General features: G+C 48.0%; 21 protein-coding genes. 9 read left to right on the forward strand and 12 right to left on the reverse strand.

What is annotated here, in order from left to right; genetic code table 11:
• The first annotated feature begins 5 nt into the window (after positions 1-5).
• The 4 genes from trpB (at position 6) to ACW9SV_RS11445 (ending at position 4,351) form a co-directional block, all read left to right on the forward strand.
• Positions 6-1,202 carry a tryptophan synthase subunit beta gene (trpB, locus tag ACW9SV_RS11430; RefSeq protein ID WP_479556897.1) on the forward strand — a complete coding sequence of 399 codons (1,197 nt, stop codon included), beginning with the start codon at positions 6-8 and terminating at the stop codon, positions 1,200-1,202.
• Entirely contained in the window at positions 1,189-1,965 is a 777-nt protein-coding gene (gene trpA / locus ACW9SV_RS11435) for a tryptophan synthase subunit alpha (protein ID WP_479556898.1), read from the forward strand. The genes trpB and trpA overlap by 14 nt, the downstream gene beginning before the upstream one ends.
• Before the next feature lie 94 nt (positions 1,966-2,059).
• On the forward strand, positions 2,060-3,073 hold the full coding sequence (gene aroF / locus ACW9SV_RS11440; protein ID WP_479556899.1) for a 3-deoxy-7-phosphoheptulonate synthase: 1,014 nt from the start codon (positions 2,060-2,062) through the stop codon (positions 3,071-3,073).
• Between the two features lie 522 nt (positions 3,074-3,595).
• On the forward strand, positions 3,596-4,351 hold the full coding sequence (locus tag ACW9SV_RS11445) for a hypothetical protein (RefSeq protein WP_479556900.1): 756 nt from the start codon (positions 3,596-3,598) through the stop codon (positions 4,349-4,351).
• A 93-nt stretch (positions 4,352-4,444) separates the two neighbouring features.
• Here the strand turns inward: ACW9SV_RS11445 and ACW9SV_RS11450 are convergent, their stop codons facing one another.
• Together ACW9SV_RS11450 and ACW9SV_RS11455 are read right to left on the reverse strand one after the other, a co-directional pair.
• Entirely contained in the window at positions 4,445-5,476 is a 1,032-nt protein-coding gene (locus ACW9SV_RS11450; protein WP_479556901.1) for a hypothetical protein, read from the reverse strand.
• A 322-nt stretch (positions 5,477-5,798) separates the two neighbouring features.
• Positions 5,799-6,482: an arylesterase gene (locus ACW9SV_RS11455; RefSeq protein WP_479556902.1), complete on the reverse strand. Its 684-nt coding sequence runs from the start codon at positions 6,480-6,482 to the stop codon at positions 5,799-5,801.
• A 154-nt stretch (positions 6,483-6,636) separates the two neighbouring features.
• Here ACW9SV_RS11455 and ACW9SV_RS11460 point away from each other — a divergent pair, with 154 nt between their 5' ends.
• Both ACW9SV_RS11460 and ACW9SV_RS11465 read left to right on the forward strand, forming a co-directional pair.
• Positions 6,637-7,323, forward strand: coding sequence for an ABC transporter ATP-binding protein (locus ACW9SV_RS11460; protein WP_479556903.1), 687 nt, complete (start codon positions 6,637-6,639; stop codon positions 7,321-7,323).
• 192 nt (positions 7,324-7,515) lie between these two features.
• Positions 7,516-10,053 carry an ABC transporter permease gene (locus ACW9SV_RS11465; protein ID WP_479556904.1) on the forward strand — a complete coding sequence of 846 codons (2,538 nt, stop codon included), beginning with the start codon at positions 7,516-7,518 and terminating at the stop codon, positions 10,051-10,053.
• 160 nt (positions 10,054-10,213) lie between these two features.
• Here the strand turns inward: ACW9SV_RS11465 and ACW9SV_RS11470 are convergent, their stop codons facing one another.
• The 5 genes from ACW9SV_RS11470 to ACW9SV_RS11490 form a co-directional block, all read right to left on the reverse strand.
• A complete protein-coding gene (locus ACW9SV_RS11470) occupies positions 10,214-11,374 on the reverse strand; it encodes a sialidase family protein (protein WP_479556905.1) in 1,161 nt (386 codons plus the stop codon).
• 217 nt (positions 11,375-11,591) lie between these two features.
• Positions 11,592-13,883, reverse strand: a complete 2,292-nt coding sequence (locus tag ACW9SV_RS11475; protein WP_479556906.1) for a TonB-dependent receptor — start codon at positions 13,881-13,883, stop codon at positions 11,592-11,594.
• 104 nt (positions 13,884-13,987) lie between these two features.
• A complete protein-coding gene (locus ACW9SV_RS11480; protein WP_479556907.1) occupies positions 13,988-14,332 on the reverse strand; it encodes a hypothetical protein in 345 nt (114 codons plus the stop codon).
• A 281-nt stretch (positions 14,333-14,613) separates the two neighbouring features.
• Positions 14,614-15,084: an Mpo1 family 2-hydroxy fatty acid dioxygenase gene (locus tag ACW9SV_RS11485; RefSeq protein ID WP_479556908.1), complete on the reverse strand. Its 471-nt coding sequence runs from the start codon at positions 15,082-15,084 to the stop codon at positions 14,614-14,616.
• Positions 15,085-15,330: 246 nt separating this feature from the next.
• Positions 15,331-16,833: a hypothetical protein gene (locus ACW9SV_RS11490; RefSeq protein ID WP_479556909.1), complete on the reverse strand. Its 1,503-nt coding sequence runs from the start codon at positions 16,831-16,833 to the stop codon at positions 15,331-15,333.
• Positions 16,834-17,071: 238 nt separating this feature from the next.
• On the opposite strand from ACW9SV_RS11490, the gene ACW9SV_RS11495 reads away from it, so the two are divergent.
• Positions 17,072-19,228 carry a dipeptidyl-peptidase 3 family protein gene (locus tag ACW9SV_RS11495; protein WP_479556910.1) on the forward strand — a complete coding sequence of 719 codons (2,157 nt, stop codon included), beginning with the start codon at positions 17,072-17,074 and terminating at the stop codon, positions 19,226-19,228.
• A gap of 145 nt (positions 19,229-19,373) precedes the next feature.
• On the opposite strand, the gene ACW9SV_RS11500 is transcribed toward ACW9SV_RS11495, so the two are convergent.
• The 4 genes from ACW9SV_RS11500 to ACW9SV_RS11515 form a co-directional block, all read right to left on the reverse strand.
• The gene (locus tag ACW9SV_RS11500; protein WP_479556911.1) at positions 19,374-19,895 is read right to left on the reverse strand and encodes a DinB family protein; all 522 of its coding nucleotides are present in this window, start codon (positions 19,893-19,895) and stop codon (positions 19,374-19,376) included.
• Between the two features lie 78 nt (positions 19,896-19,973).
• Positions 19,974-21,479, reverse strand: a complete 1,506-nt coding sequence (locus ACW9SV_RS11505; protein WP_479556912.1) for an OmpA family protein — start codon at positions 21,477-21,479, stop codon at positions 19,974-19,976.
• Between the two features lie 277 nt (positions 21,480-21,756).
• A complete protein-coding gene (gene ychF, locus ACW9SV_RS11510) occupies positions 21,757-22,854 on the reverse strand; it encodes a redox-regulated ATPase YchF (protein WP_479556913.1) in 1,098 nt (365 codons plus the stop codon).
• Positions 22,855-23,476: 622 nt separating this feature from the next.
• A complete protein-coding gene (locus ACW9SV_RS11515; RefSeq protein WP_479557382.1) occupies positions 23,477-23,809 on the reverse strand; it encodes a DUF3276 family protein in 333 nt (110 codons plus the stop codon).
• 129 nt (positions 23,810-23,938) lie between these two features.
• Between ACW9SV_RS11515 and ACW9SV_RS11520 the strand changes: the two genes are divergently transcribed.
• Both ACW9SV_RS11520 and ACW9SV_RS11525 read left to right on the forward strand, forming a co-directional pair.
• The gene (locus ACW9SV_RS11520; protein ID WP_479556914.1) at positions 23,939-24,337 is read left to right on the forward strand and encodes a septal ring lytic transglycosylase RlpA family protein; all 399 of its coding nucleotides are present in this window, start codon (positions 23,939-23,941) and stop codon (positions 24,335-24,337) included.
• Positions 24,334-25,251 (forward strand): DUF58 domain-containing protein, encoded by a 918-nt coding sequence (locus tag ACW9SV_RS11525; RefSeq protein WP_479556915.1) that lies wholly within the window; start codon positions 24,334-24,336, stop codon positions 25,249-25,251. Before ACW9SV_RS11520 ends, ACW9SV_RS11525 begins: the two co-directional genes overlap by 4 nt.
• A gap of 79 nt (positions 25,252-25,330) precedes the next feature.
• Here the strand turns inward: ACW9SV_RS11525 and ACW9SV_RS11530 are convergent, their stop codons facing one another.
• Complete coding sequence (locus tag ACW9SV_RS11530) at positions 25,331-25,954, reverse strand: DNA-3-methyladenine glycosylase family protein (RefSeq protein WP_479556916.1); 624 nt, start codon at positions 25,952-25,954, stop codon at positions 25,331-25,333.
• Positions 25,955-25,982 lie beyond the last annotated feature (28 nt).

The following is a 25,982-nucleotide window of genomic DNA, read 5'->3' on the forward strand; positions in this document are numbered from 1 at the left end:
AAGGAATGGAATACGGAGTAAATGAACGCGGCTATTATGGCCAATTTGGCGGGGCTTTCATCCCTGAAATGCTGTACCCCAACGTAGAGGAACTGCGGGAGAAATATTTGTCCATCATTCAGGAGGCTGACTTCCAGCAGGAGATGCAGGAACTGCTCAGAGACTATGTGGGCCGGCCCACCCCGTTGTATCATGCCAAGCGCTTGTCTGAGCGCTACAACACCAAGATCTACCTCAAGCGTGAGGACCTGAACCATACCGGTGCCCATAAAATCAACAACACCGTAGGGCAGATTCTTCTGGCAAAGCGCCTAGGCAAGAAACGCATCATCGCAGAGACCGGGGCTGGTCAGCATGGGGTCGCTACCGCTACTGTTTGCGCATTGGCCGGTTTGGAGTGCATTGTGTACATGGGCAAAATTGACACCGAGAGGCAACGCCCCAACGTAGAGAAGATGCGTTTGCTTGGTGCTACTGTGGTACCGGTGACTTCCGGTTCCCAGACTCTTAAAGACGCCACCAACGAGGCCATCCGTGACTGGATCAACCACCCAGAAGACACCCACTACATCATCGGATCGGTGGTGGGCCCGCACCCATACCCAGACATGGTTGCCCGTTTTCAGTCCGTTATTTCAGAAGAGATCAGAAAACAAATGCTGGAGAAGGAGGGACGCGAGTTACCCGATTACGTGGTGGCTTGTGTAGGCGGTGGATCCAATGCCGCTGGTGCCTTCTTCCATTTCCTGGATGAACCAGAAGTGAAACTGATAGCCGTAGAAGCGGCGGGCTTAGGGGTAGACTCCGGCCATTCAGCCGCCACCTCCGTGCTGGGTAAAACCGGGATCATCCACGGCAGCAAAACCCTGCTCATGCAAACCGAAGACGGCCAGATCACGGAGCCTTATTCCATCTCTGCCGGCTTGGATTACCCTGGGGTAGGTCCGCAGCACGCGCATTTGGCCCAAACCGGTCGTGCCCGTTTCATCGCCATCACCGATGCCGATGCCATGGAAGCCCTGCGGGAACTGAGTCGCTTGGAAGGGATTATTCCGGCTATTGAGAGTTCCCATGCCTTGGCAGCTCTCAAAGAAATACAAGCTGGCCCAAATGACGTGGTGGTCCTGAACCTCTCGGGCCGCGGCGATAAAGACCTTAATACCATCCTCACTTACTTTGAACAACAAGATGCATCAAAATAGACTCACGCGCCTGTTCCAGGAGAAAAGCGGAAATCTACTCAATATCTACTTCACCGCCGGTTACCCAAAATTGGAAGACACCGTCACCATTCTGGAGGAACTGGAAGCCGCCGGGGCAGACCTGGTGGAGATAGGCATGCCTTTCTCTGATCCCTTAGCCGATGGCCCTACCATTCAAGCGAGCAACCAAGTAGCGCTGGAAAACGGGATGTCAATCAAGATGTTATTGCAGCAATTGGCGGAGGTACGGAACCGGGTAACACTCCCTATTATTCTGATGGGTTACCTGAATCCGGTGATGCAGTACGGCTTTGAGCGCTTCTGCGAAGATGCCGCCCGCGTGGGGGTAGACGGCCTCATATTGCCAGACCTGCCTTTTGCCGAGTACGAGGAAGAGTACAAACCTATTCTGGAGAAACACGGGCTCAGCCTCATTTTCCTGATTACGCCGCAAACCTCTGAGGCCCGCATCAAGCAAATTGACGCGCTCACCAACTCCTTTATTTACATGGTGTCCAGCGCCAGCACCACCGGTAGCCAAGTACAGACCGGAGAAGCCCAACAAGCCTATTTCTCCAAAGTCAAAAACCTAGGTTTGAAAAATCCGCTGCTGATCGGTTTTGGGATCAGTGACAAGCCTTCATTTGAAATGGCCTGCCTAACGGCTCACGGAGCCATTATTGGAAGCGCGTTCATCAAGGCTCTTCAGCAACCCCAGGAAGTACGCGAAAACGTTCGCTCATTCCTGAAAACACTTAGATAGAGGGGAAGAAGTGGGGATTTGAAGACAATTAAATGTTAAGCAATTACTTCTATCCCCACATCTTCAAATCTGCTCATCTTTAAATTGACACAACATGCTCATTCAGCTACATTCAAATATTCGTCCGGAGGACAAACAGGCCATTATAGAAAAGGCTAAAGAATTGAAGTATAAGACCACCGAGGTGCTAACCCAAGCCGGCCATTACCTGGTAGGTACCGGCAAAGCCGAGTTTGACGTGCGCGCCATCGGGAATCTGCCGGGCATCAAAGACATCCACATTGTGTCTGATGATTACCGGCTGGTTTCCAGAAAATGGAAGGTAAACCCCACCGTCATTGACTTTGGTGACGGATTGAAGGTGCAGGAAGGGGAGTTCACCATTATGGCCGGCCCTTGCTCCATTGAGAACGAAGACCAGATTGAAAAAACCATCCAGCACCTGGTAGCCAATAATGTGCGCTTCATGCGCGGGGGCGTATTCAAGCCCCGGTCATCACCGTATTCTTTTCGCGGATTGGGTTTGGAAGGCCTAAAGCTGTTCTATGACATGTGCCGTGCCCACGGGATTAAGATTGTGACCGAGGTAATGCAGGTGTCGCAGATTGCGCCCATGGAGCCGTACACCGATGTGTTTCAAGTGGGGGCCCGCAATACCCAGAATTTCAACCTGCTGGATGAGTTAGGCAAGGTAGACAAACCCGTGTTGCTGAAACGAGGTATCTCTGGCACTATTGACGAGTTGCTTTACTCAGCGGAGTATATCTTCTCGGGCGGAAACGAAAAGCTGATGCTCTGCGAACGCGGCATCAGAACCTACGAGACAGCCAGCCGCAACACCCTTGACCTGAACGCCATTCCTATCCTTAAAGAGAAAACCCACTTGCCGGTGATTGTGGATCCATCGCACGGCATCGGCATCCGGGAGTACGTGGAACCCATGGCCCTGGCCGCGATCATGGCCGGCGCAGATGGTATCATCTATGAGACCCACGAAAAGCCAGAAGAAGCCGCCTCAGACGGAGCCCAGACATTGAGCTTCACCGAGTCTGAGCGCCTGATCAGGAAAATGCGGAAGACTTTTGAACTGCGGAAGGAACTGGTGTAAGGCAAGCGAATTCATCTCACCGTTCCGCTAAGGTGATTTTTTGTAGGGGAAAAGAGTAAGAAGAAATCAATTGAAAAAGTGTTTTAAGGCCGTTTTTTATAAGACGGCCTTAAAACATTAAGAGGCAAAACTTTAGTGATTTTTACCCCCATAAAAAGGCTTCGGTTTTCAAGTGAAATCTTTAAAAACGTGCTTTAAACGCTCTGAGGCGAATCTTTTCAAAAAGTGACCCGTATAAATGGTCGTGAAGAACGAAGAGATTACTGCTTTAGGCAGTTTTAATTTAAGTGTTAAAATATATAAAGTTCTTGGTTTTCTGAGTCAGGCCTTTTATATTAGTTTCAGTTATGAAAACATTTGCCCAGTCACTCATTATTGTCAACTGCAAACCGTTTGCGATGCAAACCGGAGCCAGGACAGTATGGGCAATAGTTAACTAACCAGTTTAGAAGTTAAGAACCCAATATAAAGCCTGGCTCCGGTAACGGAACCAGGCTTTTTTTATTTATTCATAACAAAGCCATGTATCAGCAACAGTATCATCAGTACAGCATCAGGCAACAACAGACCTGGAACATCTTGTACACGAAGCGGGCAGAAGCACTTTCTGCCGTGGTCTCCCTGCCTTTCTGGCAAGGAATCAACGCCCTTGATCTGAAGGCCTATTTTATTCCCGAATTCCAGAAGGTGAATTACCATTTGAAGAGCCTCACGGAGTGGGAATTGGTGGCGGTAGAAGAGCCGCTGCGCCCGCGGCAGGTATTGGCCAAGTGGGCGAAACAGAAGTTTCCGGCGGTGACGTCCCTGCGCCTGCACCCAGACAGCGACCTGCGTCTGCAGGGCGATAAAGACCTGTTCCAGGATGTGTTCAGCCAACTGCCGTGGCTGCTTCAGCCTGAGGTAGCAGATTTCATGGAACGGTTGGGAAAACTGTCGCTCCAGCACAAAGACCCGGCTGCCACCGATCTGCTGTGGCGCCTGGTGCAGCACGTGCTGGGCAACGGTCTCCTGCGCGATGCCCAGGGAAACATCACCTTATTCGGGGCTAACCTCATCTCAAACGCACCAGAAGCCGAACTGGCCCTGAAGCGCGAGAACGCCTGGCACCCCATTGTACTGGAGGAAATCCTGGGTCAGCCCTACAAGACCGGTGAAGCCCCTGAGGCTTATTTCGTTTTGGAAAGTCTTTCAGATCTAACCCGTCTGGCGGACCAACTGGAGAAAGAAGGCTTACCAGTATTAGAGATCCCGGCTCAGTGGCAAATGCTGGTGGGGTAAGGACAATTTTATATTATAAATAAAGAATTCCCACTAACTACTTTTGGTAGTTGGTGGGAATTCTTGTTAATAGATGGTTTATTATCTAGTTAATCATTTCTCTAAAAGGTCTGAAGAGAATTCAATAAATGTGGGTGTGTAAACATTTACCGGTCTACTATTTTTGATTATAGTATGATATCCACTGCTTGGTCCCGTGTAGCTTCCATCTATTTCAAAGGATGGGGATGCGGTAAGACTTGCGAGAATACCTGAGTTATTTTTTTCAAATATGGAAGATTTATCTTTAACATTTGTGTAGTCTTCCATCAGAAGGTATGCTGCACATAAATTATAAATCAATGCATTCGCAACCTTTTTATTTATTTGACTTTTCTTATTACCCCAATCAGCTTTGGCCAAATGTTTTTCCCAAACCTGGATATATGGAGCTGGAGTACCTTTGGTTATATTTTTACTTGATATAGCGTTTTTAAATTCATCTGTTGCTTTATTGATATCTTTATAAGCCTCAGATTCCCCTTCTATTTTGTTAGCTGCAATCCTAATTTCATAGGTGTGCTCTGATAAATCATAATCCACCTTCTTTTGGGTATAGCTTAAAAGGGCTTTTGTTAAATCACCTACTAATGCGTTTTGAATATAGGTTTCCAGATCAGATTTACTTTCAAAATCTTTCGTATCATATGGACCTCCCGTTCTCTCAAAACTATAAAGGGATTTTCCAGTTTTATTTTCTACTAAATCATAACCATACTCCGCTTTGTAGGAAAGGCTATAATAATACCTCATGCCGTTCCTGGCTTTTGTTTCATTCAATTTTTTATTCTCAATATATATTCCTTTTACATAAATTTTTAATAATAGATCTGCATCGGTTTTCTTGTATTCTAATCCTTGCACTTTGGGTGGATCCCCTACTTTAACAGCCATATTGCCAAAATCGTAATCTACAGAAAATGATTGGTAGGTAGGCTTCAATGAAATTCCCGGAGATTTAGTGAAGCTTGTCCAAACTTTATCTTCAGAAATTTTTTGCGAAAACACTTCTTGGCTAAATAATAGCATTGAAGACAGAAGTAGAGTAGTACTTATATTCCATAAAAATTTAATTATACTTTTCATAAAATAAGAATTTAAAGATGATAATAAATTCAAAAAAAGTTGATGTTTTATTAGAATGAGACATAAACAGGTATCAAGCATTTATAATTTTTAAATACTTGATTGGAAAGAACTAAAAAGTAACTTATTAAGAAGTACTGTACTTATATGATGGGGTTGTGAGTAATATTAATAGGTGATATTTTCAATTATATATTTTCTTGATTGCCTATATTCTAAGATAAGGTATAAAATATTATAAGTCAAGCACTTATATGTAAAAATGCCTCTTTAAAGCATGTTTTGCTTTAAAGAGGCATTAATCTTATTTGAATATATTAACTTAAAGCACTTTCTTCAAAACCTCCCATACGTTGTTCGCTAGTATTTTCTGGCCAGCAGCGGTAGGATGGACACCATCTGGTTGGTTTAGGGATCGTACCCCGCCCACACCTTCTAATAGGAAAGGGACCAAGGCCATGTTGTTTTCATTGGCGAGTTGACGGAAAATTACCCTAAACTCACTAGCGTATTTGCCGCCCATGTTAGGCGGGACTTCCATGCCGGCCATAACTAACTTAGCTTCCGGGTACTTGGCTTTCACCTTGTCAACAATCGCTTGCAGGTTCTTTTTGGTTTCGGCGGGAGGGATGCCCCTGAGACCGTCATTCGCACCTAGTTCCAACACAAACACATCCACAGGTTGTCTTAAGAGCCAGTCTATCCGGTTTTTCCCGCCGGCCGAGGTTTCCCCGCTTAAACCTGCATTAATGGCTTTGTAAGGCAATTCTAGTGAATCTATTTTTTTCTGTATCAAGGCAGGAAACGACTCAGACGGATTCAGGCCATAACCGGCGGTGAGGCTGTTACCAAAGAAGAGGATGTTTTTCATAGCTTGGGGGGCTTTTTTAGCTACTCCCTGGTCAGCGCCGGCTTGGGTTTCATCCTGGCCACCGCTCCCGTTTTCGGAGCAGCCAGTACCTAGCCAGACAAAGAGCAACAAGTAAAAGATTGAAAGTTTATACATGACTTAGGGTTTTCTTGTTCGCATGCAAAGAAAGTACTTATAACTTGTTTCTTGCGTTTGAGGTTTAAACAATGGATTTTAAATCCTGTTCTGTAATTTCCCGTTTGCTTAAACGGCATTTCAAACTGAAACCCTTTCCCACATATCCTTGCCTGTGACTCCGATTCTTCATATTCAGGACCTTACCAAAACGTACCAAAGTACCGGCCAAACACTCACCGTGCTGGATAACATCAATTTCTCAGTAGAGGAGGGCTCCACAATCTCCATTGTGGGCCCATCAGGGAGCGGAAAGACCACTTTGCTGGGCCTCTGTGCCGGTTTGGATCGGTCCAGCTCAGGGTTGGTGGAGTTGAATGGCATCCGGCTGGATACTTTGAATGAAGATGCCCGGGCGCAGGTCAGAAACCAATACGTGGGGTTTATCTTCCAGAACTTCCAGCTTCTGCCCACTCTCACCGCCCTGGAGAACGTGATGGTGCCATTGGAGCTAAGAGGGGAGAAGCACATCAGACCGCAAGCGATGGAACTGCTAGACAAAGTAGGCTTAGCCGACAGAGCCCACCACTACCCGGCTCAACTATCGGGTGGAGAGCAGCAGCGGGTGTCTTTGGCAAGGGCCTTCTCCAACAAGCCTAAAATTCTCTTCGCAGATGAACCCACAGGGAATCTGGATGCCGAGACAAGTGAAAAGGTGGTGAAGCTGATCTTTGACCTGAACCGCCAGGCAGGTACCACCCTGGTGCTGGTAACCCACGACTCAGAACTGGCCTCCAAAACCCAGCGCATCTTACGGGTGAAAGGCGGCAAGCTAATCTCAGATGAGAGAACCGGTAGTTAAGGTACTTGTTTTTAAGGTGCTGATAGGGCAGTTGAAAATGGAGGGATTTTGTAAAAAGCAGCCTAAAATGTTCTATCAACATGGGGTTGAAATCCTTCCAAGTGCATTTTCTCAAGGTTGTACATTACCACAAGCACCTTACCGCATTAGCACATTTCAGCATCAAGTATTAAAGAATTAGCCATTACCTGAATGAATAAACTCAATTTCCCGTGGTTGGTGCAGATGGCCTGGCGAGACAGCCGGCGCAACCGGTCCAGGTTATTTCTTTTTATATCCTCCATCATCCTGGGCATCGCTGCTTTGGTAGCAATCTTTTCCTTTGGCTACAACCTGCGCGAAGACATAGACAACCAGGCCAAGGAGCTGATTGGTGCCGATCTGGTGATTACGAGTAACCGGCCGGTAGACCCTAAGATGCTGCCTTTACTGGACTCTCTGGGAAACCGCAGGTCTAGGGAGCGGAGCTTTGCCTCCATGATTCTGTTCCCTAAAAACCAGGGAACCCGCTTGGTGCAGATCAGGGCGTTGGAGGGGCAATTTCCCTATTACGGTTCCTTGGAGACAGTGCCCCAAGCTGCCGCCCAAACCTTTAGGGAGGGGCAGCAAGCGTTGGTTGACAAAACCCTCATGCTCCAGTTCGATGCCCGCATTGGCGACTCCATTAAGGTAGGTGAGGTAACATTCCAGATTGCCGGTATTCTGAACAAAGCCCCCGGGCAGACGGGTATCTCAGCCACGGTGGCTCCGGCGGTGTACATCCCCCTCCGATTTTTGCCCCAAACTGGGCTGGAGCAGAAGGGAAGCCGCATTAACTACCTATTCTATTATAAATACAACGCCAAGACCAACATCAAACAACTGGTGGAGCGTTTAGAGCCTCGTTTAGAAAAAGAAGCCTTAAACACCGAAACCATTGAAACCCAACGCGAGGATCTAGGACGCTCTTTCAAGGACTTGACGAGTTTCTTGGCCCTGGTAGGGTTCATTGCCTTGTTGCTGGGCAGCATAGGGGTCGCCAGTGCCATCCATGTGTACATCCGGGAAAAGCTGCGCTCCATTGCTATTTTGCGGTGTCTGGGCGTTAGTGCCACGCAGGCTTTCCTGATCTATGTGATCCAGATACTGGGCATCGGGTTGCTAGGTTCTATCATTGGAGCGGTTCTGGGTACCTTGGTGCAGCAACTGCTTCCGCAGGTATTGCAAGACCTTTTGCCCGTTGAGATCACCGTGGGGATCTCCTGGCTGGCCATTTTGCAGGGTATTGGGTTAGGGCTGATTATCTCGCTGTTGTTTGCCTTGTTGCCATTGGTCAGCATCCGGAACGTATCTCCGTTGAATACCCTGCGCCTTTCATTGGAAAGCACCAGCCTGTTCAAAGACCCTCTGAAATGGGGCGTGTACGCGCTGATCCTGCTTTTCATCTTTGGGTTCACTTACCTCCAAACCCAGAAATGGAAAGAGGCTGCTTACTTTACCTTGGGCGTGCTGGTGGGCTTTTTAGTTCTGGTAGGTATTGCCTGGGGATTGATGTGGGTGGTGAGAAGGTTCTTCCCTGAGTCGCTGAGTTATGTGTGGCGGCAAGGCTTAGCCAACCTTTTCCGGCCCAACAACCAGACCTTGATATTGATTGTTTCCATTGGTTTAGGCACGGCGTTTATCAGCACCCTGTACTTTGTGCAAACCATTTTGTTGAATCAGGTGACCTTGTCCGCGAGCAATAACCAGCCTAACATGGTGCTCTTTGATATCCAGGAAGGACAGCGGCAGGCTGTGGCCCAACTCACCAGGCAACAAGGGTTACCAGTGCTTGACCAAGTGCCCATCGTGACCATGCGCATTGAGGAAATCAACGGCAGAACCGCCGAGGAAGTAAAGGAAGACAGCACCATTGGGGTTTCGCCGCGGGCTTTTCAGCGGGAAATCAGGTCTACCTTCCGGGGCAAACTCACCGAATCAGAAAAGGTGATTGATGGGACCTGGCATGGGAACGTAGCCTCGCCTACAGACACCATTTATGTATCACTGGATGATCGTTACGCCGATTGGATTAAAGTAAAGGTTGGGGACGAGATTGTGTTTAATGTGCAGGGCGCGCTCATCCCAACGGTGGTGGGCAGTCTGCGCGAAGTAGACTGGAACCGCATCCAAACCAACTTCAGGGTGGTATTCCCGCAAGGGGTACTGGAAGCCGCTCCGCAGTTCCATGTGCTCATTACCAGGGTGCCCACGGCCGAGACGTCGGCCCGGTTCCAGCAGGCGGTGGTACGGCAGTTCCCCAACATCTCCATCATTGACTTGGAGCTGATTTTAAGTGTGATGGATGAACTGTTGGGCAAGATTGGCTTTGTGATCCGGTTTATGGCGGCCTTCAGTATCATCACCGGGTTAGTGGTCCTCATCTCTTCGGTACTTATCAGCAAGTACCAGCGCATGCAGGAAAGTGTACTGCTCCGCACCTTAGGCGCTAACCGGAAGCAGATCTTCGCCATCACGGCCCTAGAGTACTTCTTCTTGGGCGCCTTAGCCGCAGGTACGGGCATTGTTTTATCATTGGCAGGCAGTTGGGCGTTGGCGAAGTTCAGTTTCGAAACCAGTTTCACCCCTGAACCCTGGCCTGTGGTAATCCTGTTCCTTCTTATCTCCGGGCTGACGGTGATCATTGGCTTGTTCAATAGCCGAGCCGTGGTAAACCAATCACCCTTAGAAGTTTTGCGTTCTGAGGGATAAATAAAGGCGTTCTGTTTCAATCCTATTTTCTATAAAAAGGACCTGAAACAGAACGCCTTCTCTTTTGATTACCGATTTTATTAACTCCGTTTTGAATGGAGTTTGTTTCGGAAAAAGCGGAATCGAAAACAAAAGCTTTTCGTTTTTTAATGCAGCATCGTTACCCTTTCTTTGGAGTAGTTGCCACAACCTGGTACCAAACCTCACTGTTTTTCCCTTGTTTTTTGGTATAGGCCACTAAAATGGAAGCATCCTGTAAGCCAAGGACAACCGGGTGCGTGGCACTAGTAGAATCTGCAGTGATAAAAGTCTGCTGCACCGGCTTTCCTGATGCTTCTCTCAGTTGCAAGCCAATACGGTTTCTAAACCCAGAAGTGTTTTTAGCTTGCTCGTCCCAGACCAACGCCAACTGGTCTTCTCCATAACTGGTTAATTGTGGATGTTTGGCAGAAGCTAAGTTGCTTACCGCTTCTCTTGCAGCGAAGGGCTCATTTTCCTGTTTATGGCTATAAAACACCCCGCTTCCCCCGCCCATGGTGTACCAGGCGGCGTGCAAGCCATTCTTGTTCCAGGCCAAAGTAGGACCTGTGTGCGGACAGCCTTTGATGGCCCAATTGTCAGGGCTGATGCGCTCGCGTGGCAGAAAGGTTTGGCCGTTGTCTGTGGAAACCAGGTGCATCATGTCCCTAATGCTGTCGTTAAGGATAGCGCGATAGGCCACGTGCAGTTTACCGATACCGTCCAGAAACAAATCGGTGCGGCAGCATTGGCACAGCTGTTGATCAATCACTTTCTCGTAGGTAAAACCATCTCGGCCCGAGGTGGAAGAGAAGTACAGCGAGGAGCCTTCTTTGGGGGTGTTTTTACGAGAGTCGAGCCAAACGGCGGCTATTTCCCCGGTAGGCAGCAGGGCCATGTCAAAGTACCGTTCATCGATGCTGTTCTCCGCATCCAGGGCCAATTGACGGGCGGGTGACCAGGTTTTGCCTCCATCAAACGATTGGGTGTATTTGACCAATCCGGCGTAGCTGTTCTCCGCGCTGGGGTTCTGCACGGCAAACATGGCCAGTATGTCGCCGTTTGGTTTGAAGAGCACTTTAGACAGGTTCTCGTCGTGCGGGTAAACTCCGGCCGAGGTAGGAATGGCCTTTGGTGTTTCAAAGCTTTGCCCTCCGTCAGTAGAGCGGGCGTACATGAGCAGGTGATTCCCGGAGGTGTCCTGCGCTTGCACCCAGCACATCACCGGATTGCCCTTCTGGTCAGCCGTGAGGTATGGGCAGGAGGCTTTCAGTTGGGCAAGTGATATCCGTTTCTCTCCCATTGCTTTTTGGGCAGAGGGAGCCTGGCAACCCATCAAAAGGAGAAAGCAGAAGTAAAGTAAATAGGTGTGGCGTGATATCATTTTCAAGTTTGATTATTTCAGTACAGTAGTTTTTTTTTGATGGAGAAGGGTAGAGTTGATGAATCCGTTTAAAGCCTGTTTTTAAAAAAAGACATAAAACAGAATCTTCAGGCAGAAAGGAAATGACTTATGAAGTTTACTTTCCCTTTGCCGTAAATTGATACCCAAGCCCCACATTGAAGGTGCGCGGAACTCCCTGGCGGTAACTTTTGCCGTAGGAATATTTATCTACTGTGGTGGCATACAGTTTATCTGACAGGTTAATAGCGTTTACCCAGACCTCAAATCCTCTGAAGGAATACCCAACCCTGGCGTTGAAGAGGTCATACCCGTCATAAGTTTCGGTGTTGGCGGGGTCCATAAAGTAGTTGCCCACCCGTTGCCATTCCAAGCTTAGTCTTAGCCCTCTGGCAAAGGTGGGTTTAAAGGTCACCTCCGCGTTCCCGATAAAGCCGGGAGCAGTGGCCATTTCGTTTCCAGAGTAATCTGCGCCTTGCTCCACATAGTCTATAAACCAGTGCCGCGCTTTGGTGCCAGAAACCCTCAAAGTAAGCGCCTCCACGGGTGCAACCTGAAAGGTGTATTCCACTCCCCGGTGACGGGTACGGCCCGCGTTCTGGTTTTGGTAGCTGCCGTCGTCCCGCCTCACCGAAATAATTTCGTTTGTGCCTTCCATTTGGTAGAAACTCAGGTCCAGGTACGCCTTGTGCTGCAGGAAGCTCCACCAGCCACCCACCTCATAACTACGGTAATCAGAAGACCGAAGGGTAGGCACTTGCACGCCCCGGTACAGCTCGGTGATCTGGGGAGGCGCAAATCCCAGGCTGTAGTTGGCGTACACGCCTTTGCTTTTGCCCAGGTCATAGGTCAGCCCCAGTTTGGGTGACAGCTGCTCGTATCCGTTCGTTTCATCAGGGGCACCGGTAAACGAGGAAGGCGGGAGGTGGTTGTCAAAGGCGTAGTCTAACCGGTCGTAGCGTAAAGCACCCGTAATTTTCAGCCGGTCAGTGGGCGATACTTCCGCCTGCAAGTAAGCGGCCGTGTTGAGCAGGTCTACGTTGTAATGGGTGAGCAGCGAATCTTTTCTCGTGAAGCCTGTGTACACCCCGCTTTCATTCCGGTCAATATCCAGAAAATAGGCAGTATACGTGGCCGGACTATAGTCAGCGGATACCCCGGCAGTGAGACTAGCGTTCAGGAAACTGAAGGTCTTGCGGTGCTGCCCAACAAACCCGTAGCTATTGAACGCGTCTTCGTTTACTTCACCTTTCGCTTTCAATGGATTGTCTCTGATGTTAGCGATTGCATAGAAAGGGTTCTGCCCAATGGAATTATGGCGCAGAAACAAGGTAGCTTGAGTATGGTTGGAGGAGTCCCAGGCATGTTCCAGGGTGCTTCTCACCCGTAGGGCTTTCACCTGGCGGTAGGTAAACGTGTGCAGGCTGCTGTACTCTTTCCGGAAGAAACGGGTGCTGTCCAGCCCACCGGTCTGATCGGTTTTGTAGTCCACTAAGGAGGCTGAGGTAACCAGCTTGCTGCGGGAGCTCAGGCGGTAATCGGCTCGCAAGGTGAAGGCCAGCTTGTCAAAGTCGCTGTGGCTAATGATACCGTCGCGTTGGGCGGCATAGTAACCCCCGGCGTAGATGCCCAGCTTCCCGATGGTGCTGGAAGCACTGAAATCGGTGCGACTGTAGCCTTGATTGCTTGTTTCAACCTGAATTCTGACCGTGGGCACTGAGGCAGGTGCATGCGTGATAAAGTTAACGGCTCCCCCGATGGCCTCGCTCCCGTAAAGCGAGGAAGCCGGACCGCGAATGACCTCAATGGTCTTCAACGCGGCCATGTTGATTTCGATCAGCGCGTTGTGGTTGAAATCACCGGAGGTCCGGATGGGAATGCCGTCTTCCAGGTACAGGAAAAGGCTCTTGTACCCGATGGGCTGCCGAATGGCCATGGTGTGCTGCTCGTTCCCCAGGTTCACCATGTACACCCCGCTCACCTTATTCAGAACCTGGTCTAGGGTAGTGGCTTTGGTTTCCTGCAGCACCTGGCTGGAAATGGAATTGATGGCTACTGGGGCTTCGGTACGGGCCTGCGCCGCCCGACTTGCCGACACCACTACCTGATTTATCTGGTGCGGTGCCGGATGTAACTGCACCAGCAGGGTAGAACCGCTAACCGGAAGTTGGAGCGTGGTATAGCCCAGATAGGAGACAACTACCACCTCCGGCTGGCGCTCAGAAATTAAGGAGAAGCTTCCGTCTGATTTTGTGATAATGCCGATGGGGTTTTGGTTCAGTTGAACGGAGGCGCCCACCAAGGCCTCTTTAGTATACGCATCTACCACCCGCCCCTTTAAAGTAAATTGGGAATGGGCATAGTGCGCCAGCATCATGCACAACAAGATGCCGGTCAGTTTCTTTTTCATAGAAAAGCCTTAGCAGAAAAGAAAATAATAGAAAAGCAGTAATCCCGAACAAAATGTAGGGTACAGCCAAACGCTTCGGCTCCTAAGCCGAAGGCACATTACTTCTAAACTGTTTTCTGGGGCGGATGAAAAATGAAGTGCTGGGCGCCAGACGGCGTATTCCTCACAGGGAAGGAAATGAAGTCTTCCCGCTGCGGTTTGAAAACTGGAGTACGCTCGGCAAGGGCCTGGTAAAAGAGCGTCAGGTCCGTGCTTTGCTTGGCTCTTTTCTCTGCCGATGAAGATTGAGACTGGTCTGCCTTCTTTAAGCTTTTCTTCAAGTAGCACTTTCCATGGCAGAGCATTTTAGGCTTTTCCCGATTAATGCACAGAACCTTCGCGATGTATTCCTTATTGGTCTGGTAATCTAAAACAATAAACAGCTTGCTGAACACTTGGATCAGCATCACGGTCAATAGTAATATGGTTACAGATCTCTTCAAAAGGCGAAAGAAAGGCGCAAAGGTAATTACCCGGACTCACTTATTCTAAATAGCCTCAAAGCAATGATTTAGTTACAAAAAACATTGTTTATTTACAAGTTTGTAGGATATCCCTCTAACTAAACCTTTAACCAAGTTTTCAACTAGTGTAATCCCTTCCTTTTAAAGGCATTTTCCAAAAAGATGCATTAAAACCATCCAAATGGTTTCACTTTGAAAATGTCCTCATTTACTGGCCTTTTATCTGGTTAGTATCGGACTCCCAATTTTTGGTAAATAAAACTTAAAAGCCAAACCGGCCCGATGAGCAAGAACTGCAGGTCTTTCAAAAAGGAAGGCTTCTTGCCTTCAATCTTATGCCCAATAAATTGACCAACCCAGGCCAGAACAAAGATGATCAGGCACAAAGCCCAAAGTGGAAGCTGCTGTACTTGGTTTAACTGGTACACAATCCAGAGGAAAAAGGAAGTGACCAGGATCATGCCTAGGGCTAGGCTGGGAGATAGGGATACATAATAGATCATGCACAACAGCACGAAGAAGATTCCCCAATTGAAAAGAAACGGCAGGTTATCCAAAAAGTCAGGTACGGGAATAGCCCAAATTAGTCCCACTAGGCTGATCATGATGGCGGGAACGCAGATCCAGTGGATGAGTTTGTTTGTGCCGTTACGATGGCTTTCGGCATACTCTTCTAGCAATTGATGAATGGCAGCCATAGCTCTTTTTTATTTTAAGGTACAAAATTCCGCGCAGGAAGTAAAGAGAAAGCATGCCTTATGGTCTCATCTTCAAAGGGTCATTTAGAGCAGCTTCAATGCTTTGTAGATTAAGGCAACACCATGACAAAGCCCAGTGCTACCCACGTAAAAGACGGCGGCTAACATGCAATTCTGATGCCGTTGAGTGATTCCAAAGAGATGGATGGTAAAATAAAGGCGTCTGTTTGAATTTTAATTGAAATGCTACTTGGTGTAGGCAGGTTTTAAGTATTTCAGCCCTTTATCGCCATACAGGGTGGGGCAAGTGTTGACGGGCGTAAGTCGATAAGATTGCATGAATTCTGTCATAGACCGATGGTTTAGAAACCAGGCCCGGTTGAACACGGGTTGCTCAGGAGAATAATCTGTAATGACAGGTTGGTTTTGCTTCTGGGCTTGGGAGATAACATTGGAGAGCACCTTTGGAGAAGCCCAAATCTCATAAGCATTCGGATGATATTGGCCCGTATGGTAGAAGAGATAAGCATCAAAGGCATTTTTATCCTCTAGCAATAAAATGGCTTGGGGTTGGGCTTGGAGCACTTCCCGTACACACGCGTAATTGGTATAGGTGAGGTAATAATTAGGGAGTAGGGCAAAGGCCATGTTCCAAATAAAGAGACCTAAACCAGCCAGAAACAGGTAACGTGTCCTTTGAAATGAATAGCAGCCCGCTAATAGAGCCACCAGAAACGGCACCATGACCATGAACTCTGCGTTACCCACGGCATACCAGGCAAACAGCAATTGGAGCACCAAGATCAAGCTGTGGCCTTTAAGAAAGGCATTTGCTTGGGGTAGGGCCTTCCTACGTTTTAAAATGAATTGTCGTAGAACAACTATTCCTATGGTGAAGGTGATTAGTGAAGGAATTATGTAAAGTAAGCTTTGCTTCCATAGGTAGTACATTCTGCCATGGATTTCTAAAAAAGACCTGATAAGCGAAATAAAGGCTAGAAGAAAGTTCTTGTAGGAAATGGTGGTTTCCACTTCGCCTTTGTAGAAATCAAGAAAGACAAATCGGTGGGACTGGGACAAAGGAATGTGCTGTAGGCCTAAAACAAGGGCGTACCCAAGTGGCACTACAAAGGCCGGCAACACAAACCAGATAATCCAAGTTTTATTTTTCAGCAGCAATAAGAATGAGAGAAACAGACCCAGCCACCAGAAGAAATGAATCTGGTGGTAAAGACAAGCGAAAGCCGCCCAAAAGCCACTCCAGAAAATAGACGGCAGTTTTTGGTGAAAATTGAAGCGCACCCAATAGTAGGAGCCCAACAGGGAAAAGAAGATAGGCAGAATATAAGTCTCATTCTCGGTGGCATAGCGCATGGTTCCCAAGCTAGAACCCGCCAACAACAGCAAACCCGCTTGTATTTTGGGGTCTTTCTGAAAAGGGGCCAGAATACGCCAGAGTACCCAAAGACTTGCCCCAGCAAAGAGACTATTTACATACTGAAGCATTTCCAGAGGCTCCACCGTAAGCCCTAGAAATTTAACTGAAGAATAAAGGCCAAGCCCCGTGATGTTATATAACAAATGGTGGGGTTGCCAAAGATCTACCTGCCACCTAACGCAAGCCGCATAGTCATAAGCGTCTGAGGAAGGGTTGTTGTTAGGGAAAAACGCATACACCAGGAACAACCCCAGAATGACGGAGAGCGGAAGGATTCGGCTAGAAAAGTAGTCTGGGGTAAGGAGCGCCATGAAAAGAAAACTGGCAAATAGTTTCTACCTATGCGTTTTGCTTTTAAAGGTATTTCTTTCTTTTCGTTTTCAGGTCACCTTTAGGAAAATGGCTTCAAAGGACCGGGCATTTAGAGACTGTTTTCACCAAAACAAACCCGAACCACAAGAAAAGTACCGGGCTTCTGCCAATCGGTGTGGTTTTTGCCTTCCACTCCTTAAATTCTTATTTTTAGAAGATTTTACATTTCAGTAACACATGAAGAAAACCCCAATAGCCATATCGGCAGTACTGCTGGCTTCCTTGCTGGCGGGCGGCTGTACGAAAAAAGCAACCACTGCCTCGGCCACAGCTTCCACCACCATGATGCCCGGTGAGGCCAGCGTGGTCAGGAACCAGGAAATGGCCGCCACCCAAGTGTCCCCTCCCCAGGTGATCGTTGACGAGACCGAGTTTAAATATGTCACAGAGCAGTTCGCTGACTTGCGGATTCTCAGATACCGTGTTCCAGGGTTTGAGAACCTTTCTGCTAAACAGAAAGAACTGTTGTACTACCTATACGAGGCCGCTTTGTCGGGCCGAGACATCATCTATGACCAGAACTACAAGCACAATCTGCGCATCCGGCGCACGTTAGATGCCTTGGTGCAGAACAAGCGGGACCGCTCTACCTCCAAAGATTGGGAGAAGTTCATGGAGTACACCAAACGAGTTTGGTTTGCGAATGGCATTCACCACCACTACTCGGCCAATAAAATCATGCCTGAGTTTAGCCAGGAGTTTCTAGCTTCCTCCATCCGTAAGGTACCTCTTGCTAAGTTGCCGTTACAGCAGGGAGAAAGTGTGGACGATTTCATAAAATGGTTGACGCCCATTTTGTTTGACCCCAACGTTGACGCCAAACAGGTAAACAAAGCCGCAGGGCAAGATCTGATCAAAACCTCGGCGGTGAACTTCTATGAAGGCCTCACTCAGAAAGAAGTGGAAGCGTTCTATGCGAAGAAAGATAACAAGAACGATCCTCGGCCGGTATCCCATGGACTCAACTCCAAGGTGGTGAAAGAGAATGGCCAGATCGTGGAGAAACCTTGGAAGGTAGGAGGCATGTACGGGCCCGCAATTGAGCGCATTGTGTTCTGGCTGGACAAAGCCGTTACCGTAGCCGAGAACGACCAGCAGCGTTTAGCCCTGCAGAAACTAGCCGAGTTCTACCGCACCGGCGACCTGAAGGTGTTTGATGAGTATAACATCGCCTGGGTGAAAGACACCGAGTCACAGATTGACGTGGTGAACGGCTTTATTGAGGTCTATGATGATCCATTGGGCATCAAAGGCTCTTATGAATCGGTGGTATCGTTTAAAGACGTGGAAGCCACAAAGCGCATCAAGGCGATAGGAGACCAAGCCCAATGGTTTGAAGACAACTCGCCATTGCTTCCGCAGCACAAAAAGAAAAACGTGGTGGGTATCACGGCCAAGGTAATCACCACGGTGGTGGAAGGCGGAGATGCCGCTCCGGCTACTCCCATTGGGATCAACCTGCCCAATGCCAACTGGATCCGGAAGGAGCATGGCTCTAAATCGGTGAACCTGGGCAACATTGTGCATGCCTACAATGAGTCTGCCAACACCGGAGGAAGTGCCTTAGGTGAGTTCGCCTTCAGCCAGGAGGAAATTGACCGCGCCAAGAAACACGGCTCCTTGGCCAGCGACCTGCACACCGACATGCATGAGGTAATTGGCCATGCCTCAGGACAAATCAATCCGGGGGTGGGTACGCCCAAGCAAACCCTGAAGAACTACGCCAGCACCATAGAAGAAGGCCGAGCTGATCTGGTGGCCCTTTACTATGTGATGGATCCTAAACTGGTACAGATTGGCGTGATGCCTTCGTTGGAAGCGGGCAAAGCCGAATACGATGCCTACATCCGGAATGGCTTGATGACCCAACTTTCTCGCTTAGCACCTGGTGAAAAGATAGAAGAGGACCACATGCGGAACCGCCAGATGGTGGCCGCCTGGGCTTTTGAAAAAGGCAAGAAAGACAACGTGATTGAGCGGGTGTCGCGCCAGGGAAAGACCTACTTTAAGATCAATGATTACCAGAAACTGAGAGAGCTCTTCGGGCAGTTGCTGCGCGAAACCCAACGGATTACCTCTGAGGGCGATTTCAAAGCCGCTCAAAAATTGGTGGAAACCTATGGTGTGAACGTAGATAAAGCCTTGCACCAAGAAGTATTGCAGCGGTACAGCAAGCTGAACATTGCACCGTACAGCGGGTTTATTCAACCAAAGCTTACCCCGGTGGTGAAGGACGGTAAAATAGTGGATGTACTGCTAGTGTATCCAGAGAACTTCACGCAGCAAATGCTGGAGTACGGCGAGGTGTACAACCTTTTGCCTCATTACAACTAAGCCACAGGTTTTTGCTTAACCTTAAGCAAACCAGCCCTAAAACAGAAAAGCCTGATCTATGTGTCAGGCTTTTCTGTTTTAGGGCTGGTTTAATGTAAACACCATAAAAATTTGGCGAGTGTTCTATGTCGTTAGTCTTTCTTATTTAGTAATTACCGGCCTGCAAAATTCTAGCCGTGACCAGTAGTTGCCCCACATGGCGTTGCGTATGTTCTGCCGTGTGAAAGAGCAAGCCGCCTACAGTGGAGGGAATTTGGGCTCTGCCAACTCCTCTTATTTCTGTGAGGGTTTCCGGGGAAATTTGCTGGAGTTCTGTCACTGCTTTTTGAACCTGTTTTTCAAAAAGAAGCACTAAATCTTCTCCGGTAATGCCGCCTTCTGGGGCATGGCCTTCTCCTTTTAAGTAGGTAAGCGACTGAGGTGACAAAGCCTCTCCGCGGGCATAGGTGAAAAGTCTGTCCAGAACACCGGTGAGGTGCTGCAGATGAAACCCCACCGAAGCTACGCCTGCAGGTTTTTCCCAAAGCAAATGGTCTGGGAACCCGCTCATGTAGGAGCGTATTTCTTCACGTGCTTGCAACAAGGCATGGGCTACGGGCTGCAATAACGCCGGAATATTGGGGAGGGGACCTCTTAGCCACACTTCCAGTTTCTTCTCGTCTTCCATAGTAAACTAGCAATAAGGTAAAACAAAAATGCCCGGCCTAAAGACCGGGCATTCTCTGTGTTCAAATTTCAGGCTCCGTTATTGGATGAAGAGACGGAACTCTGCACGGCGGTTCCTAGCTCTACCGGCATTGGTCGTGTTTGGTGCCACTGGACGCTCTTCCCCGAAACCTTCGGTGATGATACGGTCAGAAGCTACACCTTTTTGGTTTGTCAAATAAGACTTAGCGGCATCAGCTCTGCGAACTGAAAGCTCTTGGTTGTACTCGTTAGAACCAATATGGTCAGCGTGGCCAGAGATACGCAGGTTGTAGTGCGGATACTTCGCCAACATGCTTGACATTCTGTCCAGAGTTGGGTAAGAAGTTCTCTTCAGAACAGCTCTGTTGAACTCAAACTCAATTTTTGGAACACGGGCCATGTAAGTGCTGTCAGCAGCGTCTAAGCCTGGGCAACCCATGTTAGCGGCAGAACCGGCAACATCTGGGCAACGGTCAACATCATCGTTTACACCGTCATTGTCACGGTCAACTACTACTGGGCAACCGCTAGCGTCTACACGAGTACCGGCTGGGGTGTTAGGGCAAGTATCGTTTTTGTCAGCTACACCGTCACCATCTGCATCTGGGCAACCTCTTGTGGCAGCCGGACCAGCTTGGTCTGGGCACTCATCTTCTGAATCACGAACACCGTCATTGTCTCTGTCTGGGCAGCCTTCAAGAGCAGCAGTACCAGCTTCAGTAGGGCATTTGTCTTGGTAATCTGGAACTCCGTCACCATCACCATCCAGTGGGCAACCAGTTTTGTCAACCTGTACGCCGGCTGGGGTGTCAGGGCATTTATCGCGACGATCAGAAACACCGTCACCGTCTGTGTCAGTGGCTTTTCCTAGACCAAACGTCAACCCGAAAGAGTGTTGCAGGTAACGGTCGTTCAACTCATCAGAACCAGCTGGCTTGATACCGTCAATGAGGTTAGTGGTAGGGTAGTTGAAGGTAGACTGCGCAAACAGGCTGATTCCTTCAGTGATTTTGAAACCGATCCCGGCACCACCCATGTAGTTCATGCGAAGAATACCTTCGTCATACACCTTGTCCTGACGAACTCCACCTGGAGATCCGGCAGCTGGTACTGGCATGTAGGCTTCTACGCTGGCGTACTGAGCACCAATACCCGCAATCAGGTAAGGCTGCAAGAAAGAGGTTTCGCTCAGGATTTTGCCATTGTTCAGTTTCAATTTAAGACCCAGGTTAGCAGTTCCAATTTCATCATCGAAACGTCCTGGTCCAAATCCTACCACATTGTAGGTCACGTTGTTGGCATCCTGCTTCAGGTTGAAGTAGTTCAACTGCAAGGTTGCGTCAAATGAAGGAGATAGATAGCGATTAATACCTAAACCCCCGCCCCATGATGAGTTACTCATGTCCCAGATGTCATTCCGAACGTTGGTTCGAGCCTGGATAGCGTTAGCGTAGATAGATAATCCCCAAGGTCTATCGGCGGACTGAGCCATTGTTTCTGATGGAGCAACCATAGACAGCAGCCACGCGCCGAGTACAGAAGCTTTAAGTAATGTTTTTTTCATAGTTTTAAAGAGTAGTAATATAGTATTCTGCACATATTTACAGGTTTTACGCCAAAATGTTGCCTTTAATGAATAAAAAGGAATTCTAATATTAAGTAACACCCAAATAATCAGACGATTAATTTTTATAAAAGTTCTTATAATTCTACTCAGTTTTAAAATAAGTGCTGATCTTCTTACCAAAAGGGATATAGTTGCTTTGAACTATATTTATATGCTTTTATAATAAAAAAGGAGAGCTTTTGGCTCTCCTTTTCTAAATAGGACTTGAATTCAATTATACGTTGAACCGGAAGTGCATGATATCCCCGTCTTGCACCACATAATCTTTGCCTTCCAATGCCATTTTACCGGCCTCTTTTATCTTGGCTTCGGTCTTATATTCAGAGTAATCTTTCAGCTTAATCACCTCTGCCCGAATGAAGCCTTTCTCAAAATCTGTATGGATTACTCCAGCAGCCTGAGGTGCTTTCCAGCCTTTCCGGATAGTCCAGGCGCGCACTTCTTTGGGCCCTGCTGTGAAGTAGGTGATCAAATCCAATAGGGCATAGGAAGCTCTGATCAACTGGTTTAAGCCAGATTCCTTTAAACCGTATTCTGATAGAAACATTGCTTTTTCATCCGGATCGGTGAAATCAGCGATTTGCTCTTCAATGGCCGCGGAGATTACCACTACCTGGGCATTTTCCTCTTTTACGTGCTCTTTCAAAGCATCCAGGAACTTGTTGCCCGTCTGGATAGACTCTTCGTCTACGTTGGCTACATAGATAACCGGCTTAATAGTGAGCAACTGAAGGTCTTCTACCGCCTCCAGGTCTTCTTCGGTGTAATCCAAAGAGCGGGCGTTTTTGCCGCTTTCCAGGTGCTGCTTGAAGCGCTGCAGGCTTGCGAACTCCTTCTTAGCCTTAGCATCTCCAGACTTTGCAGTGCGTTCTACTTTGGCGATCTTCTTGTCAATGGACTCCAGGTCTTTCAACTGCAGCTCCGTGTCAATCACGTCTTTGTCAAACACAGGGTCAACACCACCGGCTACGTGCACAATGTTTGGGTCATCAAAGCAGCGAATCACGTGAATGATGGCATCTACTTCCCGGATATTAGCCAGGAACTTGTTGCCCAAGCCTTCGCCTTTGCTGGCGCCTTTCACCAGACCGGCAATGTCAACGAATTCCATTACGGTAGGCAGCACGCGCTCTGGGTGCACCAGTTCTTCCAACACCTGAAGGCGCTCATCTGGCACGGTGATCACGCCCACGTTGGGTTCAATGGTACAGAAAGGGTAGTTAGCCGATTCGGCTTTGGCATTTGACAAGGCATTGAACAGCGTAGATTTACCCACGTTTGGCAAACCCACTATTCCACAACGAAGTCCCATATTTATAAGGTTGGTCTAAATTCAAGGTTGATGGTTGCGCTTCCAACCTAGGTCTTTCCTGTTCAAAGCCTGTTTTTAAGAAGCGGGTGCAAATATACGCAATCTTAAGGTACCACCTTGAAAATAGTAAGGGCAAGGCAATAGGGTAGTAGGAAACTCTTTATAAAAGTGTTAGTACTTCTTCCATGAACTTGTTTCTGGTTTGACTAGGAAGATGAAGGAACATAAGTAAAGGGATAGATTCTAAGTCAATAAGAAAGTATGGACCTTTTAATGTTTATAACGCATAAGGAAGAGAGTAAGATTAAAGGACCACTTCACGACAGGAATCTAGGTTTATTCAAAAAGCAAAAGGCACTGATACATCATAGAAGAATCAGTGCCTTTTGCTTTTTTATCTATATGCTCTGGTAAACTTAGTTACAACCTAATTTACACCATAAAGGATAGATCTTAATGTAAATAATAAAGCAATCCACCATGCATTAAAAACCTATCTATATCTCTGTAAACAAGAGATGAGCTTATTAGCTATTTTCTAAAAACAACCAAAGAATGGAAAACAACATGCGTAAAAAAAGCTCACGCGAGGCATGAGCTTGAGGAGAATTGAGAGGGGAAACTATTCCCACTTCAGTTCTTCATCCACCGCAGCTTCTGAGGGAGCATGATCTAAACGCTCAAGTTCCGCCAGTGCCTCTTCAGACAATAACTCACCTTTTACATGGTTAACGGTATCCTGCAACGCTTCCATGAACTTGGCAAAGTCTTCTTTGTACAAGAAAATCTTGTGCTTTTCGTAAGAGTAGTTGTCGTCCTTGAATTTTCTCTTGCTCTCAGTGATTGTGAGATAAAAATCATTGGAGCGGGTTGATTTCACATCAAAGAAATAGGTGCGCTTTCCTGCCCTTACTCTCTGCGAGTAGATTTCTGCTTTGTCGTTGTTCTCTTCCACCATAACTTGAAGGTTCCTTATTTATTTGAAGTAGCCAATTTAAAGCAACAGATTCATATCTAAAAATTTTTAAGGTTAATTTTAATAGTTAAATTAGAATGTACTAATGTTTGTAATGAACAAACCTACATGAGAAAAAACCTATTCTGCCTGGTACTCTGCCTACTGTCTTTGGCAAGTTTTGCGGAAATAACGCCACAAAAGGGGAAAGCTACTTTTTACGCCACCTCGCATAACGGGCATAAAACCACCAGCGGTGAACGGTATAACCCCGAAGAAATGACTGCCGCGCACGCCACCTTGCCCATCAATTCGTATGTAGAGGTGCATAATCTGGAGAACGGCCGGAGCGTTTTGGTTAGGGTAAATGACCGGATGAGTGCCAAGTCACGTTACATCATTGATGTTTCCAGAAAAGCAGCCCAGAAACTAGGCATCGTTCGGTCCGGCTCTGGAAATGTGAAACTTACCAGAGTAGACCGGGAAACCGCCCTCTCCTGGAAGAAGGTGGAGAAAAAAAGTACATGAGCAGAATAACCGTTGATATAGATAGTGTCCGCAATATTCAGAACCTGGAGTTCCTGGCTAAGCGGTTGGTAGAAGGATTTATCACAGGGTTGCACAAATCGCCTTACCACGGGTTTTCAGTGGAGTTCTCAGAGCATCGGCTTTATAACTCCGGGGAAAGTACCCGTCACATGGACTGGAAAGTTTTTGCCCGTACCGAGAAACTGTTTGTAAAACGGTACGAGGAGGAAACCAACCTGCGCTGCCAGCTGATCCTGGATGTGTCAGGCTCTATGTATTACCCCACCCACAACTTCGGGAAGCTTTCTTACGCGGTGTTGAGCGCCGCGGCTTTGGCCACGCTTTTACAAAAACAGCGCGATGCGGTAGGCCTGACCACTTTCTCAGACCAGATTGAGCTACAAACCCCCATCAAATCCACGGGTGCGCATTTGCATACGCTTTTACTGGCTTTACAACAGCAATTGCAGAAGCCGGCTCCGCCCCAGAAAGAAACCCGGGTCGCCTCCATGCTGCACCACATAGCGCAGCAGTTACCTAAACGCTCCTTGGTGGTGCTTTTCAGCGATTTGCTGAGCCAGTATGAGCAATTGGATGAGATATTCCTGGCTTTACAGCACTTGCGACACCAGCAGCACGAAGTTCTATTGTTTCATCTCACCCACGCCGAAACCGAGGAAGAATTCCATTTCCCGGATAAGCCGTACATGTTCCATGGGCTGGAGAACGGAGAGAAGATCAAAGTGCAGCCTTCTGAGATACGGGAAGAGTACGTCAAAGCCATGCGGCAATTTAAGAATGAGCTCAAGCTGCGGTGCGGCCAAAACCGCATCGACTTAGTATCAGTGGATTTGCGTGAACCCATAGACAAGGTGTTGCAGGCCTACCTTATCAAAAGGCAGAAGGTACGATAGTGTTTCAGGCTTGTTTAGGAATAAACCGCTGCAAACCTTTTTACCTGAATTTCAAGGCGAGCACCTCCTAACTAGTGAATCACGACTCTGGACTACTTTCTGGTGTGTTGTCCAGCGATTGCCATAGGTACCTGCAAGCCAGCGTCCGGTTGGGGCGCCACTTATCAGAGAGGAAAATCATCTTAGGTTTGGCAGCTTTCATGGGTTCTTCGAAACCGTACAGTCGTTTCATCGCGTTGTAGATACCCAGATCATCCAAGGGCATGACATTGGGCCGGTGCAGGGCAAACATCAGGATCATCTCAGCGGTCCAGCGGCCAATTCCTTTGATGCGAATGAGCTGTTCAATGAGTTCCTCATCCGGTAAATGCGCCAGGTGCTCATCCTCTAGGTTACCGGCGGCTTTGTGTTCGGCAATGTTTTGGAGGTAGCTTATTTTCTGGCGCGACAAGCCCACTTCTCGCATTTCCTCAGGAGCCATGGAAAGCACTATCTTTGGATCTGGGTAGTTTTCCGGAAACAAGGCCAGAAACCGGGCTTTAATGGTGGCGGCCGCTTTCACCGATAGTTGCTGGGAAATGACCGAACTGAACAAGGCTTCGTAAATCGGCCTGAAAACGGGTGATACATTTATTTCCGGGGCGTTCAACACCAATTGAAATAACACCGGATCAGACGTGAACAGCGAGGCATGAGCGGCCATAGGCTAGGATAGTGTTAAAGAGTACAAG

The organism is Rufibacter sp. JT20002, from assembly GCF_056491185.1.

Excerpts from the sequence above, each read along its gene's own strand:
- trpB (WP_479556897.1), top strand. The coding sequence starts at position 6 with ATGGAATACGGAGTAAATGAACGCGGCTATTATGGCCAATTTGGCGGG.
- trpA (WP_479556898.1), top strand. The coding sequence starts at position 1,189 with ATGCATCAAAATAGACTCACGCGCCTGTTCCAGGAGAAAAGCGGAAAT.
- aroF (WP_479556899.1), top strand. The coding sequence starts at position 2,060 with ATGCTCATTCAGCTACATTCAAATATTCGTCCGGAGGACAAACAGGCC.
- ACW9SV_RS11445 (WP_479556900.1), top strand. The coding sequence starts at position 3,596 with ATGTATCAGCAACAGTATCATCAGTACAGCATCAGGCAACAACAGACC.
- ACW9SV_RS11450 (WP_479556901.1), bottom strand. The coding sequence starts at position 5,476 with ATGAAAAGTATAATTAAATTTTTATGGAATATAAGTACTACTCTACTT.
- ACW9SV_RS11455 (WP_479556902.1), bottom strand. The coding sequence starts at position 6,482 with ATGTATAAACTTTCAATCTTTTACTTGTTGCTCTTTGTCTGGCTAGGT.
- ACW9SV_RS11465 (WP_479556904.1), top strand. The coding sequence starts at position 7,516 with ATGAATAAACTCAATTTCCCGTGGTTGGTGCAGATGGCCTGGCGAGAC.
- ACW9SV_RS11470 (WP_479556905.1), bottom strand. The coding sequence starts at position 11,374 with ATGGGAGAGAAACGGATATCACTTGCCCAACTGAAAGCCTCCTGCCCA.
- ACW9SV_RS11475 (WP_479556906.1), bottom strand. The coding sequence starts at position 13,883 with ATGAAAAAGAAACTGACCGGCATCTTGTTGTGCATGATGCTGGCGCAC.
- ACW9SV_RS11485 (WP_479556908.1), bottom strand. The coding sequence starts at position 15,084 with ATGGCTGCCATTCATCAATTGCTAGAAGAGTATGCCGAAAGCCATCGT.
- ACW9SV_RS11490 (WP_479556909.1), bottom strand. The coding sequence starts at position 16,833 with ATGGCGCTCCTTACCCCAGACTACTTTTCTAGCCGAATCCTTCCGCTC.
- ACW9SV_RS11495 (WP_479556910.1), top strand. The coding sequence starts at position 17,072 with ATGAAGAAAACCCCAATAGCCATATCGGCAGTACTGCTGGCTTCCTTG.
- ACW9SV_RS11500 (WP_479556911.1), bottom strand. The coding sequence starts at position 19,895 with ATGGAAGACGAGAAGAAACTGGAAGTGTGGCTAAGAGGTCCCCTCCCC.
- ACW9SV_RS11505 (WP_479556912.1), bottom strand. The coding sequence starts at position 21,479 with ATGAAAAAAACATTACTTAAAGCTTCTGTACTCGGCGCGTGGCTGCTG.
- ychF (WP_479556913.1), bottom strand. The coding sequence starts at position 22,854 with ATGGGACTTCGTTGTGGAATAGTGGGTTTGCCAAACGTGGGTAAATCT.
- ACW9SV_RS11520 (WP_479556914.1), top strand. The coding sequence starts at position 23,939 with ATGAGAAAAAACCTATTCTGCCTGGTACTCTGCCTACTGTCTTTGGCA.
- ACW9SV_RS11525 (WP_479556915.1), top strand. The coding sequence starts at position 24,334 with ATGAGCAGAATAACCGTTGATATAGATAGTGTCCGCAATATTCAGAAC.
- ACW9SV_RS11530 (WP_479556916.1), bottom strand. The coding sequence starts at position 25,954 with ATGGCCGCTCATGCCTCGCTGTTCACGTCTGATCCGGTGTTATTTCAA.